Origin of the sequence: Polaromonas jejuensis NBRC 106434 (genome assembly GCF_001598235.1) — a bacterium.
Taxonomy (GTDB): domain Bacteria; phylum Pseudomonadota; class Gammaproteobacteria; order Burkholderiales; family Burkholderiaceae_C; genus Polaromonas; species Polaromonas jejuensis.
Genome location: NZ_BCYO01000011.1, coordinates 25667 through 39587, shown reverse-complemented (window position 1 = coordinate 39587; position 13921 = coordinate 25667). Strand labels below are relative to the sequence as shown.

Sequence of the window (13921 nt, the reverse complement as noted above, 5' to 3'; positions counted from 1 at the left end):
ATTCGGGAGCCGTGGTCGCCATCAAATGCGCTGATCTGCGTGATGCCTTTGATTTCGTCAGCTTCGGTACCCCGGTCGACAGCCGTGCCTTCATTCGTCCCGATACGGGCGTGATTGACTGCGGGTCGGACACCCTTGAACTTGACGAGGCCGTCCCGGAGGACCTCTAAACATCCGATCGCTGCATTGCCGTTCCGCACAAGCGCGATTTGAACCTTGGCCGGGATCTGGTGCTGTTCTTCGTTGATCAGGCGCTGCCCGACGACCACGGCACCGTGGCGGACTTCTTTCGAAGCAAGGGCGGAGTGCCTTAAACGCCTTAAAGTAAGAGTAAGCAGCTGCGCTGGCCCTTGCCTGCCGCAGGTGCTGGATCAGCCAGGAGGTGAACGTGACCACTTTGGCCTTGGCGGGCGACGTGATGCTGGGACGGCTCGTCAACCACGCCGTGCGGCGAAAGCCGGCGGCAAAACCCTGGGGCGATGTGCTGCCCGTCATGGCGGCGGCCGACGCCCGCATCATCAACCTGGAATGCGCCATCACGACCCACGCCACACCGTGGACGCGCACAAAAAAAGTGTTCCACTTTCGCGCCGGCCCGGCGGTCGTCAAGGTATTGCGTGCCGCGCGGATCGACGCCGTATCGCTCGCCAATAACCACGTGCTCGACTTTAACGAGGCGGGCCTGCTCGATACCCTGTATTACCTGGACCGCGCCGGTATTGCGCATGCCGGCGCCGGGCACGACCTGGACGAGGCCAGGCGCCCGGCCTTCATTCACGCGGACGGAACCCGCATCGCGCTCATCGCGCTGACGGACAACGAAGCGGCGTTTGCGGCCACCGCCACGCATCCGGGCACCTACTATCTGCCGGTCTCGACCGACGCCGACACCCTGGCGCAGATCGGTGCCGGCATCCAGGCGGCGCGCTCCGCCGGCGCCGACATCGTCGTGCTCTCGAACCATTGGGGGCCGAACATGACCCTGTATCCACCGCGCCATTTCCGCGACTTTGCACACGCGGCGATTGAGCTGGGCGCGGACGTGTATTTCGGGCATAGCGCCCACCTGTTTCACGGGGTCGAGATCTATAAGGGCAAGCCGATTCTTTATGACACGGGCGACTTCATCGACGACTATGCCGTTGACCCCTGGCTGCACAATGACTGGTCCTTCCTGTTCCTGGTCACGCTCGAAGCCGGCCGGCTGCTTCGGCTCGAGCTCTTGCCCGTGCTATTGACGCTTGCCGAAGTCCACCTGGCCCAGGAGCCCGTGCGTGCCCAGCTGTGCCGCCGCATGCGGGACCTGTCCGAAGAGTTCGGGACGCACTTCAGGGAGAGCGGCGAGCGCCTGGTGTGGGAGCCAGGCAGGGACGGCAAACCTACGCCCGCAGCACTCGACCCGGATTCATCAGATTCTGCGGGTCCAGCGCCTGCTTGATGGACCGCATCAGGTCCAGCGCCACCGGGGATTTGTGCTTTTCCAGCTTCTCCAGCTTGAGGCTGCCGACACCGTGCTCGGCCGAGATCGAGCCGTCAAACCGCTGCACCGCGTCGTAGACCAGGCTGTTGACACGCTCTTCCTGATCGCGCAGAAAGGCCTTGGCATCGCCATCGGCCGGTGCTTGCACGTTGTAGTGCAGGTTGCCGTCGCCCAGGTGGCCGAAATTGACCAGGCGCACGCCGGGAATCGCCTGTTTCAGCAGGGCATCGGTGCTGCGCACGAACTCGGGAATGCGCGATACCGGGATGGAGATGTCATGCTTGATGTTCAGGCCCTCTTCGGCCTGGGCCAGCGGAATGCTTTCGCGGATGTGCCAGAGCTGGTGCGCCTGCGTGAGGTTCTCGGCAACCACGGCATCGCTCACGCAGCCGTTCTCGAACGCGGTTTCCAGCAAGGCTTCGAAGCGCGCGCGCGCATGGTCCTCGGATTCGCTGTCGGAATTTTCCAGCAGCACGCAGTAAGGCGTGCTGTCGGCATCCAAGAAAGGCACGCGCATCTGCGGGAAGTGCCTGGCCACCAGGCTCAGGGCAAACTGGCCCATGACCTCAAAGCCCGTGAGCCCGGCGCCCAGATGCCGGTGCGCAAGGCCGAGCAGGGCCACGGCTTGCTCCAGCGAGGGCACGGCAGCCCAGGCAGTCAGCTGCGCCGCCGGCCGGGGATAAAGCTTGAGCGTGGCAGCGGTGATGACGCCCAGCGTGCCTTCGCTGCCGATGAAGAGGTTGCGCAGGTCGTAGCCGGTGTTGTCCTTGCGCAGGCCAGACAGGCCATTCCAGACCTCGCCCTGCGCGGTGACCACTTCCAGACCCAGGCACAAGTCGCGCGCATTGCCGTAGCGCACCACCTGAGTGCCGCCGGCGTTGGTTGCCAGGTTGCCGCCAATGGTGCAGCTGCCTTCCGCGGCCAGGCTCAGCGGGAACAGCAAGCCCGCCTTTTCGGCGGTGTCCTGCAGGTTCTGCAAAACACAGCCGGCCTCGACGGTGACGGTGAGGTTTTCGGGATCCAGCTGGCGCACGGCCGTCATGCGCTGCAGGCTGAGCACCAGCTGCCGGCCCGAGGCATCGGGTGTGGAGCCGCCCACCAGCCCGGTGTTGCCGCCCTGGGTGACGATGCTGACACCGGCGGCCGCGCAGGCCTTGACGATGGCCGCCACCTCCGCGGTGCTGGCTGGCCTCGCGACCGCCAGCGCCTTGCCGCGTGCGCGTTTGCGCCAGTCCTGCTCCCAGGCCGCCAGGTCGCCGTCGCAAAGCACATGGGATGGGCCCGCGATGCGCCGCAGGGCTTCGATCAATTCGTTGTCGGTCGTGCTCATGCGGCGTCTCCGGTGGCGGCGATGGGCGTATTTTTCAGCCGCACGCGCACATGCAGCGCGCAGGCGGTGAAGAGCAGCAGGCACAGCAGCACCTCCACCATGGCGAGGTAGTTGCCCGGCGCGCGCTCACTCCAGGCCCGGGTTGCGCCTTCGGTGAAATACAGCCACACCATCAGGCTGACCCAGCGGTAGGTGTACATGCGGTTTTTCAGGATGCCGGCCAGCGGAACACACAGGGGCAGCACCTTGAGGGCCAGCAAGGAGCCGCCCGGCCGGATGGGCGCCAGCCACATTTCCCAGGCCAGGCCCAGCACAATCAGCCCGGCGAGGCTGCCCAGCGCCAGCCAGCGCGTCATTTCAATCTGGTTTGCTTTGTTCATGTTCATCATTTGCTCGATGGCATGATACCGGGGATGAAATTTCAGCAGTCCCTGCAAGCCTTATTGAGCGAGTTGTCCCATTTTCCCTGGCGCCACACCGCGCTGACCCTGCGCGACCGCTTTCGTGAAGACCACATGGGCCTGACGGCCAGCAGTCTGACCTTCACCACCTCGATTGCCCTGGTGCCTTTCTTTACGGTGGCGCTGGCCATCTTCACGGCCTTTCCGATGTTTTCGAAACTGCAGGGTGCGCTGCAGGCCTGGCTGGTGCAAAGCCTGATCCCCGACAACATTGCGCGGCAGGTGCTGGGCTATTTGACCCAGTTCAGCCGGCAGGCCAACAAGCTGGGCGTTGCCGGCCTGGCGGTGCTGCTGGTCACGGCGATTGCCCTGATCCTGACCATAGACCGCACCCTCAACGGCATCTGGCGGGTCAGGACGCCAAGGCCGCTGGCGCAGCGCGTGCTGATTTACTGGGCGGCCATCACGCTCGGGCCGCTGGTGCTGGCGGCCAGCCTGGCGGTGACGTCCTATGTGCTGTCGGCGTCCAGCGGCCTGGTCGGGGTGATGCCGGTCAGCCTGCGCTTTCTGCTCGACATCTTCCAGTTTTTCCTGGTGGCCGGCGGCATGGCGGCGCTGTACCGCTACGTGCCCAACACCTATGTCAAGTGGGCGCACGCCTGGGCCGGCGGCCTGTTTGTCGCCGCGGGGCTGGAGATTGGCAAGAAAGTCATCAGCATTTACCTGGGCGCGGTGCCGACCTATTCGCTGGTCTATGGCGCTTTCGCCACCTTGCCTATCCTGCTGGTGTGGATTTACGTCTCCTGGGTCATCGTACTGATGGGCGCGGTGATTGCCGCCTACCTGCCCAGTCTGCTGGCGGGCGTGGCGCGCCGCGGCAGCGCCCACGGCTGGTATTTTCAGCTGGCGGTTGAAGTGCTGCAGCAGCTGGACAAGGCGCTCGCCACTTCACGCAAGGGCGTGAGCGCCTCCCAGCTGGCCGTGCTGCTGCAGGTGGATGTGCTGCAGCTGGAGCCGGTGCTGGAGACGCTGGTGGCGCTGGACTGGGTGGGCCAGCTCAACGAGGCGCAGGGGGGGGCGGAGTCCCGTTACCTGCTGCTGGCCGATCCGGACGCGACCCCGCTGGAGCCGCTGATGCAGCAGTTGTTGCTGGACAAGGCCGCTTCAGTGGAAAATTTATGGAAAAAAGCACGCTGGCCCAATATACGTCTGCGGGATGCGCTATAAAAAATATAGCTATTCTGGCTGATGTCAGCCGCCGCTGATACCCTGCGGCCGAGCTTGCCTGGGCCATGTTGGCCATAATGGGAGCCTCTGATGGCCGCTACCGTCCCGGCGCCGGTCACCGTGAATCTGCTCCCATGTCCCCTGCGTCTGCCACCCCTCTTACAACCCCTCCCAGTCACTGGGTCATTTGCCTGTGCGCCGACTGGTGTGGCCTGTGCCGTGACTACGAGGAGGTGTTTGTGCAGATGGCGGCGCGCTACCCCCGGCTCTGCTTTGTCTGGCTGGACATTGAAGACCAGGCGGATCTGGTGGGCGATGTGGAGGTGGAAACCTTTCCCACGGTCTTGATTGCCGATGGCGAGGGCACGCGCTTCTTCGGGCCCCTGACGCCTCAGGCGCAAACCCTGTCGCGCCTGCTGGACTCGCTGGAGCGTGCCGGCCTGCAGGCCACCCCGCATGGGCCTGCGGTGCAACTACTTCTGCAAGCCCTGCACGCGGCGCCTGAGTACTGGGGCACGGCCTGAGTTTTTCAGGGGGGATGGGCCACCGCGCCTTGTGATGTCCCCAAGCCCGCGGCCAGCCGGATGGGTGTAAATCTTGGTAAGGCCCATGTCCGGATAGCCGGTCCTTCTTGTTGGCGGCGCATGCCGGTGCTACAAATCAGAAGGCGAATTTCACAGGCATCAGACTTGGCGGTTCGGGTGAACTGGAAACTGCCTTGGCGTGTGTCTCTGCTGTTTGGGGCGTTGCCGTCGATGTGTCGGCCATCTCCTGCACCGTGTCAGGGATGAGGTGCCGGCGCCAAGCCCACGTATCAAACCCCGGGACTGTGCCTGATCAAGGGCAGCAACATGGCCGTGGCCTTGCGGCGCGGATGCACCACGCCGTGACACCTTTTGTTTGTTCTGTGCATGAACCTGGCCAGCGTTTCGGGACCGCCGCTGGCCTGTTCAATGTTTGAGGTTCCGCTTCTCAACAGGAGGCCCATCATGGGGACTTACATCGCACTTTCCAACTTTACGGATCAGGGAATCCGCAGCGTGAAGGACACCACAAAACGCGCGGCGGCCGTCCAGGACGCAGCCAAGAAGTACGGCGCCAGCATGACCCAGATCTACTGGACACTTGGGCCCTATGACGTGGTTTCGATTATTGAAGCAAAGAACGACGAGTCGGCAACCGCTTTTGCCCTGGCCATAGGTGCCGCCGGCAATATTCGCACGCAGACCCTGCGCGCCTTTAACAAGGACGAAATGAACGACATTCTGGGCAAGTTGGCCTAGCAGCCCGGAAGCCCAACTGAAGGTCGAGCGGATGGGCCGTAATCGGCCCACATGGTGTCCGGCCCGCCGTTCACCGAGACCTTGGGCGCCGCAGCGCACAAGCAACGCAAACATCAAGCAGAGGAATAGCCATGCGAATGCTACTTAACGTCAAAATCCCACACCAACCATTCAACGCGGCGGTGAAAGATGGCACGGCCGCTTCAAAGTTGAGTCGGATTCTGGAGGCCACCAAGCCAGAAGCGGTCTATTTCACAGAGCAAAATGGGCAGCGAGGAGCCATTCTCATCGTCGATTTGCCGGATCCATCGAAGACTCCAGCGTTGGCAGAGCCGTGGTTTCTGACGTTTCAGGCCGATGTCGAGTTTCGGGTTGTCATGAGCCCGGACGATCTGAAGCGAGCCGCACTTGACGAACTCGGCAAGAAATGGAGTTGATGCGTCAATAATTCGACGTGCCGCCTAACAACCGCTTCGAGAGGGACGCGGCAAAAAGCGTCGCGCTCCTCAAGCGGAGCGTTGGGCCGTGCGGCATGGCCATTTTTTTGCCGCGATACGAGAGAGGAGAAGAATCATGAGCGCTCATCTCACTCGCCGTCGGTTCGGACTGTTGTTTGCGGGTGCACTGCTCGTTTCTGGATCGGCGTTCGGCGCCAACGAGGACGATGTCAGAGCCGTATTTGACCGCTTTATCACCGCGCAAAATGCACACGACGTCCCCGCTGTACGCGATCTTCTGCTTGATTCGCCAAGCTTTCTTTGGATCACGCGCGGTTCGCCAATCTGGGGCCGGGAAGCGGCGCTAAAACGCTTTGAAGCTTTATACCAAGGAACCTGGAAACTCACTCCAGACAATGGGGGGCTGAAGGTAATCGTCTTGAGCGACACCGCTGCGCAGCTCTTTGTTCCCGTCATGTTCAACGTCGGAGCACCCGGCCAACCGGCGCCAGATGCCCCATTCTTGATGAATCAAACCTTGGTAAAGACTGCTTCCGGTTGGCGCGTAACGAGCATCTTGCCGATTCCGCTTCCACCCCCAAATCCGGCGCCCGTGAAGTGAGCCGGCTCAGGCCTGGCTCAAACGCCTGGGAGGCAGAAGGAGGCACGAGATGTCCAACACGCTTACCTACCAGCGCCTCTACGCTGACAACACAGGCGTCTCGCATTTCGCGCCCCTCAGCATTGAGGTATCTCTTTGCGAGTTCGCGCCTACTGCCCCCGCCTTTCAGCGTTTCGGCCTTGGCTCCGGCGTCACGCTACGGGTTCTTGCTCCCCCCCGAGCGGCTGGATCGGTGAGCTTCATCCCTCGCCCCTGCGCATGTGGATCATCGTGCTGAGCGGTGAGATGGAATTCGAGGCGGGTGGCGGTGAGCGGCAGCGAATCGTTCCCGCAAGCGCGTTGCTGCTCGAGACATTGTTGGCCAGGGGCATCGCAGCCGTGTGCTCGGCCAGGGTGCCGCAGTTCTTGCCGTGATACACCTGTAGCGCGACGCAGTGAACAACATGGGATCTGTCCGGAACGCCAGTTCGTGACGGCAATGCTCCACGCCCGCCAACAGGCCTGGAAAGCCCCGCGCGGCTTGCTCAGTTCTTCAGAAAGTCCCGAATCGCAAACAAGGCCTCCTCCGGCGCCTCGCTCATCTGGTGATGCCCTACCGCCAGGCTGGCTATCTGCACGGCCTTGCCTGCCTTGCGCGCCGCAGTGATGATCCCTTGTGCGGCTTTGGGTGGTGTCATCTGGTCCTGCGCACCCAGCACGAAGAGCACCGGGCAGGTGATGGCTTGAATCGCCGCCTCGCCATTCGCGTAGCTGTCGCAGGCCTTGAAGCCGCGGTGGAACACATTGACTTTTTGGTTGCTGGCCAGCACGCGGCGGCCCAGCGCCATGCCAACGCCGTACACCCAGGTGCCCGGGCCCAGCACGGAGGGCGGCGCGGCCAGCGTGCTGCGCGAGAACACATTGATCATGGTCAGGGCCTTCATCGGCTCGTTCAGCGCGGTCTCCAGCAGCGCCGGCGAGACTTTCATGGGGAAGGCGGTACCCACCAGCACGAGGTGGCTGACACGGTCTTTCAGCCTTGAGGCGGCTTCCAGCGCAATCAGTGAGCCCCAGCTATGGCCGACCAACGCGGCGCGGGAGACGCCCGCGGCATCCAGCAGTGCGGCGATGAAGTCGGCCGCTTCCTCCACGCTGGACGGCGCCTCGCCCTGGCTGCGGCAATGGCCGGGCAGGTCCACGGCGAGCACGTTCCAGCCGTGGTGCGCGAGGTAGCGGCTTTGCAATATCCAGACGCTGTGGTCATTGAGCACGCCGTGAATAAAGACCACGGTGGGCTTGGCCGCCTCGAAAGGCTTGCCGCCGGTGTAGCAATAGGTTTTGTGACCGTTGACGAGCAGTTCCATGTTCAGGCTCCTGCTTTTTCGGCGGCCTTGAGGGCGCGTTTGAGGTCGTCAATCAGGTCGTCCGGGTCTTCCAGACCGATCGACAGGCGAATCGTGCCTTGGGTGATGCCGGCGCCTTGCAGCGCTTCGTCCGTCATGCGGAAGTGGGTGGTGCTGGCCGGGTGGATCACCAGGCTGCGGCAGTCGCCGACGTTGGCCAGGTGGCTGAAGACCTTGAGCGTCTCGATGAAGGCCTTGCCCTGTTCGCGCTTGCCCTTGATGTCGAAGCTGAACACCGAACCGGCGCCGCGCGGCAGCAGTTTTTTTGCCAGCGCGTGGCCGGGGTGCGATTCCAGCAGGGGGTGGCCGACACGCGACACCAGGGGGTGGCTGGCCAGGAATTCCACCACTTTTTCGGTGTTGCCCATATGTCGCGCCATGCGCAGCGGCAGGGTTTCGATGCCCTGCAAAATCAGCCAGGCGGTGTGCGGGCTCATGCAGGCGCCGAAGTCGCGCAGGCCTTCGCGGCGGGCGCGCAGCAAAAATGCGCCCACCGTGCTTTCCTCGGTGAACACCATGTTGTGGAAACCGTCATAGGCTTGGCTCAGCTCGGCGAATTTTCCGGATTTTTCCCAGTCAAAAGAGCCGCCGTCGACGACGATGCCGCCTATCACCGTGCCATGGCCGCTCAGGAATTTGGTGGCGGAGTGGTAGACCAGGTCGGCGCCGTGCTCGAAGGGCTTGATCAGCCAGGGCGAGGTCAGCGTCGAGTCCACCAGCAGCGGCACGCCGGTCTCATGGGCGATGCCTGCGACCGTGGGGATGTCCAGCACGTCGAGGCCGGGATTGCCTACGGTTTCGCCGAAAAACAGCTTGGTGTTGGGACGCACGGCAGCGCGCCAGCCGTCAATGTCACCGGGTTTGACGAAAGTGGTGTCAATGCCGAAGCGGCGCAGAGTGTAGTGCAGCAGGTTCTGGCTGCCGCCATAGAGTGCGGTGCTGGCCACGATGTGCGAGCCGGCGCCCATCAGCGTGGCAATGCAGAGGTGCAGGGCCGCCTGCCCGCTGGCAGTCGCTATCGCGCCTATGCCGCCTTCCAGTGCCGACACGCGTTGCTCCAGCACCGCATTGGTGGGGTTGCTGATGCGTGAATACACATGGCCCGCGCGCTCCAGGTTGAACAGGCTGGCGGCATGGTCGCTGGACTCGAAAACAAAGGACGTGGTGAGGTGGATGGGCACGGCCCGCGCGCCCGTGGCCGGGTCCGGTGCGGCGCCTGCGTGCAGCGCCAGGGTGTCGAAACCGGGGTCTGAATAACCAGGCATGAAGGGGTCTCCAATCGTTATAAGCGGAAGCGGGCGGTGAAATCCGGCCGGCCTGTCCATGCCAAGCAGGGACAGGAGTGGAAATCCTTGCGGCCAGCCGTTTATTGTGGGCTATATTAAGACTGAGTTTTCCAGCGCTGCGTGGCGCTGGGACAATCCGCGAACAACCGAGGAGAAAGTGATGAAGGTCCTAGACATTCTGCGCGTGAAAGGCAACACGCTGTACACCGTTCAGCCTGATGAACCCCTGGCCAAGGCGACCGAGATCATGGCGGACAAGGACATCGGCTCGCTGGTCGTCATGGAGCATGGCGACCTGGTCGGCATGCTGACCTTTCGCGAGGTGATTGGCTGCCTCGTCAAAAACGGCGGCGAGATCGGCAGCACGCTGGTGCGAACCGCCATGGACGACCATCCGCTGACCTGCACCTCCGAGACCGAACTCGACGAAGTGCGCCGCATGATGCTGGACCGCCATGCGCGCTATATGCCGGTGATGAACCAGAGAATGCTGATGGGTGTGATCAGCTTTTACGACGTCGCCAAGGCCGTGGTCGACAGCCAGAACTTCGAAAACAAGATGCTCAAGGCCTATATCCGCGACTGGCCGGCCGAGGACGAGGCCAAGGATGGCTGAGTCAAATCCCTGTTGAGGCGATGGGGGCCGGGCATCCTGACCCTCCCGCCTTATCCTGCGCTGGCGTGAATCATCTCCCGCACCCGCGGGTAGATCTGCTGGTTCCATTTGCGCCCGCTGAACACCCCGTAATGCCCCACACCTGTCTGGATATGGTGGGTCTTCATGTACGGGCGGATGCTGCTGCAAAGGTCTTGAGCGGCCACGGTCTGGCCGACGGCGCAGATGTCGTCGCGCTCACCCTCTACCGTCATCAGCGCCGTGCGGCGTATCGCCGCGGGGTTCACGATGCGTCCGCGGAAGCCGAGTTTGCCCCGGGCCAGGTCGTAGGTCTGGAACACCTTTTCCACCGTTTCCAGGTAGAACTCGGCCGGTAAATCGTTCACCGCAAGGTACTCGTCATAAAACATGCGGATCACGTCGGCCTTGTCCACCTCGCCGTCCACCAGGTAGCGGTACATGTCCTGGAACGACTTCTTGTGGCGTTCCAGGTTCATGCAGAGAAAGGCGCTGACCTGGACAAAGCCGGGATAGACGCGGCGCATGTGGCCGGCGTGCGGCAGGGGCACATGGCTGATCAGGTTTGTCTCGAACCAGTCGATCGGTTTGCTGGTGGCCAGCTGGTTGACCGCAGTGGGGTTCACCCGGCAGTCCACGGGGCCGGCCATCAGCGTCAGGCTGCGTGGCTGGGCCGGGTCGTCGTCTTCCGCCATGATGGCGGTGGCGGCCAGCACGGCCACGCAGGGCTGGCACACCGCTATGACGTGGGTGTCCGGGCCGACGGCCTGGATGAAGCGGATCATGTGCCCGATGTAGTCATCAAGGCCAAACGCCCCATGGTGTAGCGGCACGTCGCGCGCGTTGTGCCAGTCGGTGATGTAGACGTCGTGGTCCTGCAGCAGGGTGCGCACGGTTTCGCGCAGCAGCGTGGCAAAGTGGCCCGACAGCGGCGCCACCAGCAGCACCGCAGGCTGGTAAGGCCGGCCTGGGGCCTCTTCCTTTTTGAAGCGCAGCAGGGTGCCAAAGGGCAGGGACAGAATGATTTCCTCTGTCACCGCGAGTTCGTGTTCGTCCACTTTCACCGTGGAGATGCCGTAGGCCGGCCGGGAATGGGTGAGCCGCAGGCGTGAGAAAACCTCCATGGCCGCCGACAGTTTGCGCAGAAGGCTGCCTTCCGTTTTACCGAGCCAGAATGCGGCACTGCCACACTGCGCCAGCAGGCGAAACGGGGACATCAGGTCGGACTGGGTTTGATAAGCCTGGTAAAGCATGGGTGTCCTGACATAGAAGGCGGGGCTTGTGGCCCGGATGGGCTCGCTGCAGGCAAGTTATGGGCCAGTGCTGCGCTGCAGGGGTGGCCGGTTGGCACAACCCTTGCGAAGGTGAGCCGGCACCCATGGATAGTGGGGGCCAACTTTCCCGGTTTGAGGAGCACGCTCATGGCCAAAGCCGTCCTGACGATCAGCAGCAAGAACTACGGCGCCTGGGCCCTGCGCGGCTGGCTGCTGGCAAGGTTCGCGGGCCTGGAGTTCACGGAAAAGGTGATTCCGCCCGACGACCCGGCCATGAAGGCCGAAATGCTGCTGCTTTCCTCCAGCATGCGGGTGCCGTCGCTGCAGCACGGCAGTGTGAAGGTGTGGGATACGCTGGCCATCGCCGAATACCTCAACGAGATCAAGCCCAAGGCGCAACTGCTGCCTGCGGACGTCAAGGCGCGGGCGCATTGCCGCTCGATTTGCGGCGAGATGCATTCGGGCTTTGCCTCGATGCGCTCATCCTTGCCTATGAACATCAAGGCGCATTTCCCCGGCTTCAAGGTCTGGTCACGGGCCCAGGCCGATATCGACCGCGTGCTGGAAATCTGGACGGAGTGCCTGACCACCTACGGCGGCCCCTACCTGTTTGGCCAGCAGCCCTGCGTGGCCGATGCCATGTATGCACCGGTGGTGACGCGTTTCCTGACCTATGACGTGCCGCTCGACAAGGCTTGCGCTGCCTACGGCAAGCGCATCATGGACCTGCCGGCCATGAAGGAATGGGTGGCCGCGGCCAGGAAGGAGCCCGACGATATTGACGAACTCGATGCGGAGTTCTGAATCGGCCTTGGCTTGAGTGCGGCATGCGTCGGGGCCAGCCTCACTTCCATGGTGTGGGGGGCGGAGTATTGCAGACCGGCTCGACGTCAATAGACTTGAAGTCGGCTGGCGACACGATTTCCAGGTATTCCATGTCGGGGGAGTAGTCAAACAGGAAGTGGCGTATGCCGGGGCGCTGATGTACCACGTCGCCGGCCTCGACCAGGGTTTCCTTGTCCTCGTACATGAAGCGGGCCCAGCCCTTGAGCATGACCACGATCTGGAAATCTGCCTCATGACGGTGCCAGCCTGTGCCCGTTTCTGGTGCGGAATTTGCCTTGACCAGGTGCGCTATGACTTTTCCGTGCGTCGCTTCGGCGATGCCGAGGTCGCGGTACAGGAAGAAATCGCGCAGGCCACCGGAGACAAACGCCGTGTTACCCGGCTTGACGTGCGAAAACTCGGTGGTGGTGCGATCCGGCATGGCATGCTCCTTCAATCGGGACATCAGGAATGGTGCGCTGCAGCAAGCACAAACCATTCCAGATGCGGCGCCAGTCCCTTGCACGGGTTCCGGGCGCTGTCGGGGATAATCATGGCCTATGAGCGGCAATACCTTTGGAACCCTTTTCGCAGTCACCAACTTTGGTGAATCCCACGGCCCGGCCATTGGCTGCGTGATTGACGGCTGCCCGCCCGGCATGTCGCTCAGCGAGGCCGATATCCAGGGCGATCTGGACCGCCGCCGCCCCGGCACCAGCCGCCACGTGACCCAGCGCAACGAACCCGACGCGGTGGAAATCCTCTCCGGCGTGTACCAGGGCAAGACCACCGGCACGCCGATCTGCCTTTTGATCAAAAACACCGACCAGCGCAGCAAGGACTACGGCAACATCCTGGAGACCTTCCGGCCCGGTCATGCCGACTACACCTACCTGCACAAATACGGCCTGCGCGACCCGCGCGGCGGCGGCCGTTCCTCGGCCCGCCTGACGGCGCCCATGGTCGCCGCCGGGGCCGTGGCCAAGAAGTGGCTGTTTGAGAAATACGGCACCAGCTTTCGCGGCTGCATGACGCAGATCGGCGATATCGCGATTCCCTTCGAGTCCTGGGAGCATGTGGCCCACAACCCGCTTTTTGCGCCTGTGGCCGACGTTGCCAACCTGGAGGCCTACATGGACGCGCTGCGCAAGGCCGGCGACTCCTGCGGTGCGCGCATACGCGTCACGGCCACGGGCGTGCCGGTGGGCCTGGGCGATCCGCTGTTTGACAAGCTGGACGCCGACATCGCCTTTGCCATGATGGGCATCAACGCGGTCAAGGGCGTCGAGATTGGCGCCGGCTTTGCCAGCGTCACCCAGCGCGGCACCACGCATGGCGATGCGCTCTCGCCGGAAGGCTTTTTGTCCAACAATGCCGGCGGTGTGCTGGGCGGCATCAGCACCGGGCAGGACCTGGAAGTGGCGATCGCCATCAAGCCAACGAGTTCCATCATCACGCCGCGCCAGTCCATTGACACCAGCGGCCAGCCCGCCGAGGTGGTGACCAAGGGCCGGCACGACCCCTGCGTCGGCATTCGCGCCACGCCGATCGCCGAGGCCATGCTGGCCTTGGTGGTGATGGAGCATGCCTTGCGGCAGCGCGCGCAAAACGCCGATGTGCGGGTCAGCACGCCGGACATCATGCGCCAGAAGATGTGAACGAATCTGCGGCGCGCCCCGATCTCGCATCTGCGGTCCTCACCGTACGCTGCGAGGCCGGCCGGAATCGCCAGCATGAGTG

At 63.2% G+C, this 13921-nt stretch carries 17 protein-coding genes; 11 read left to right on the top strand and 6 right to left on the bottom strand.

The window, feature by feature from the left end:
* Positions 1-11 precede the first annotated feature (11 nt).
* Both PJE01S_RS25175 and PJE01S_RS13930 read left to right on the top strand, forming a co-directional pair.
* Positions 12-170: a hypothetical protein gene (locus PJE01S_RS25175; RefSeq protein WP_157090332.1), complete on the top strand. Its 159-nt coding sequence runs from the start codon at positions 12-14 to the stop codon at positions 168-170.
* 218 nt (positions 171-388) lie between these two features.
* Entirely contained in the window at positions 389-1438 is a 1050-nt protein-coding gene (locus PJE01S_RS13930; protein ID WP_084389544.1) for a CapA family protein, read from the top strand.
* Here PJE01S_RS13930 and PJE01S_RS13925 read toward each other — a convergent pair.
* Positions 1380-2810: an FAD-binding oxidoreductase gene (locus tag PJE01S_RS13925; protein WP_068834236.1), complete on the bottom strand. Its 1431-nt coding sequence runs from the start codon at positions 2808-2810 to the stop codon at positions 1380-1382. The two genes, PJE01S_RS13930 and PJE01S_RS13925, sit on opposite strands and share 59 nt — an antisense overlap.
* Positions 2807-3190 carry a DUF2069 domain-containing protein gene (locus PJE01S_RS13920; protein ID WP_084389553.1) on the bottom strand — a complete coding sequence of 128 codons (384 nt, stop codon included), beginning with the start codon at positions 3188-3190 and terminating at the stop codon, positions 2807-2809. Before PJE01S_RS13920 ends, PJE01S_RS13925 begins: the two co-directional genes overlap by 4 nt.
* 33 nt (positions 3191-3223) lie before the next feature.
* On the opposite strand from PJE01S_RS13920, the gene PJE01S_RS13915 reads away from it, so the two are divergent.
* The 6 genes from PJE01S_RS13915 to PJE01S_RS25960 all read left to right on the top strand — a co-directional run bounded on the left by PJE01S_RS13915 (position 3224) and on the right by PJE01S_RS25960 (position 7194).
* Positions 3224-4438 (top strand): YihY family inner membrane protein, encoded by a 1215-nt coding sequence (locus PJE01S_RS13915; RefSeq protein ID WP_068834234.1) that lies wholly within the window; start codon positions 3224-3226, stop codon positions 4436-4438.
* Positions 4439-4572: 134 nt separating this feature from the next.
* Positions 4573-4962, top strand: coding sequence for a thioredoxin family protein (locus tag PJE01S_RS13910; protein ID WP_068834233.1), 390 nt, complete (start codon positions 4573-4575; stop codon positions 4960-4962).
* A 465-nt stretch (positions 4963-5427) separates the two neighbouring features.
* Positions 5428-5721 (top strand): GYD domain-containing protein, encoded by a 294-nt coding sequence (locus PJE01S_RS13905; protein ID WP_068834232.1) that lies wholly within the window; start codon positions 5428-5430, stop codon positions 5719-5721.
* Positions 5722-5852: 131 nt separating this feature from the next.
* Positions 5853-6158, top strand: coding sequence for a panthothenate synthetase (locus PJE01S_RS13900; protein WP_068834231.1), 306 nt, complete (start codon positions 5853-5855; stop codon positions 6156-6158).
* A 136-nt stretch (positions 6159-6294) separates the two neighbouring features.
* Positions 6295-6780 carry a nuclear transport factor 2 family protein gene (locus PJE01S_RS13895; RefSeq protein WP_068834230.1) on the top strand — a complete coding sequence of 162 codons (486 nt, stop codon included), beginning with the start codon at positions 6295-6297 and terminating at the stop codon, positions 6778-6780.
* A 258-nt stretch (positions 6781-7038) separates the two neighbouring features.
* Positions 7039-7194 (top strand): cupin domain-containing protein, encoded by a 156-nt coding sequence (locus tag PJE01S_RS25960; RefSeq protein WP_245660778.1) that lies wholly within the window; start codon positions 7039-7041, stop codon positions 7192-7194.
* Positions 7195-7304: 110 nt separating this feature from the next.
* Here the strand turns inward: PJE01S_RS25960 and PJE01S_RS13885 are convergent, their stop codons facing one another.
* Both PJE01S_RS13885 and PJE01S_RS13880 read right to left on the bottom strand, forming a co-directional pair.
* A complete protein-coding gene (locus tag PJE01S_RS13885) occupies positions 7305-8123 on the bottom strand; it encodes an alpha/beta fold hydrolase (RefSeq protein ID WP_068834229.1) in 819 nt (272 codons plus the stop codon).
* 2 nt (positions 8124-8125) lie between these two features.
* Entirely contained in the window at positions 8126-9427 is a 1302-nt protein-coding gene (locus PJE01S_RS13880) for an O-acetylhomoserine aminocarboxypropyltransferase (protein WP_068834228.1), read from the bottom strand.
* 181 nt (positions 9428-9608) lie between these two features.
* Here PJE01S_RS13880 and PJE01S_RS13875 point away from each other — a divergent pair, with 181 nt between their 5' ends.
* Positions 9609-10064 (top strand): CBS domain-containing protein, encoded by a 456-nt coding sequence (locus PJE01S_RS13875; RefSeq protein ID WP_068834227.1) that lies wholly within the window; start codon positions 9609-9611, stop codon positions 10062-10064.
* Between the two features lie 50 nt (positions 10065-10114).
* Here PJE01S_RS13875 and PJE01S_RS13870 read toward each other — a convergent pair whose 3' ends face one another.
* Positions 10115-11335, bottom strand: coding sequence for a polyhydroxyalkanoate depolymerase (locus tag PJE01S_RS13870; protein WP_068834226.1), 1221 nt, complete (start codon positions 11333-11335; stop codon positions 10115-10117).
* 168 nt (positions 11336-11503) lie between these two features.
* Here PJE01S_RS13870 and PJE01S_RS13865 point away from each other — a divergent pair, with 168 nt between their 5' ends.
* Positions 11504-12160, top strand: coding sequence for a glutathione S-transferase (locus tag PJE01S_RS13865; RefSeq protein ID WP_068834225.1), 657 nt, complete (start codon positions 11504-11506; stop codon positions 12158-12160).
* Positions 12161-12200: 40 nt separating this feature from the next.
* On the opposite strand, the gene PJE01S_RS13860 is transcribed toward PJE01S_RS13865, so the two are convergent.
* The gene (locus PJE01S_RS13860) at positions 12201-12623 is read right to left on the bottom strand and encodes a cupin domain-containing protein (protein WP_068834224.1); all 423 of its coding nucleotides are present in this window, start codon (positions 12621-12623) and stop codon (positions 12201-12203) included.
* Positions 12624-12741: 118 nt separating this feature from the next.
* Between PJE01S_RS13860 and aroC the strand changes: the two genes are divergently transcribed.
* Positions 12742-13839, top strand: a complete 1098-nt coding sequence (gene aroC / locus PJE01S_RS13855; protein WP_068834223.1) for a chorismate synthase — start codon at positions 12742-12744, stop codon at positions 13837-13839.
* The last annotated feature ends 82 nt before the right edge of the window (positions 13840-13921 follow it).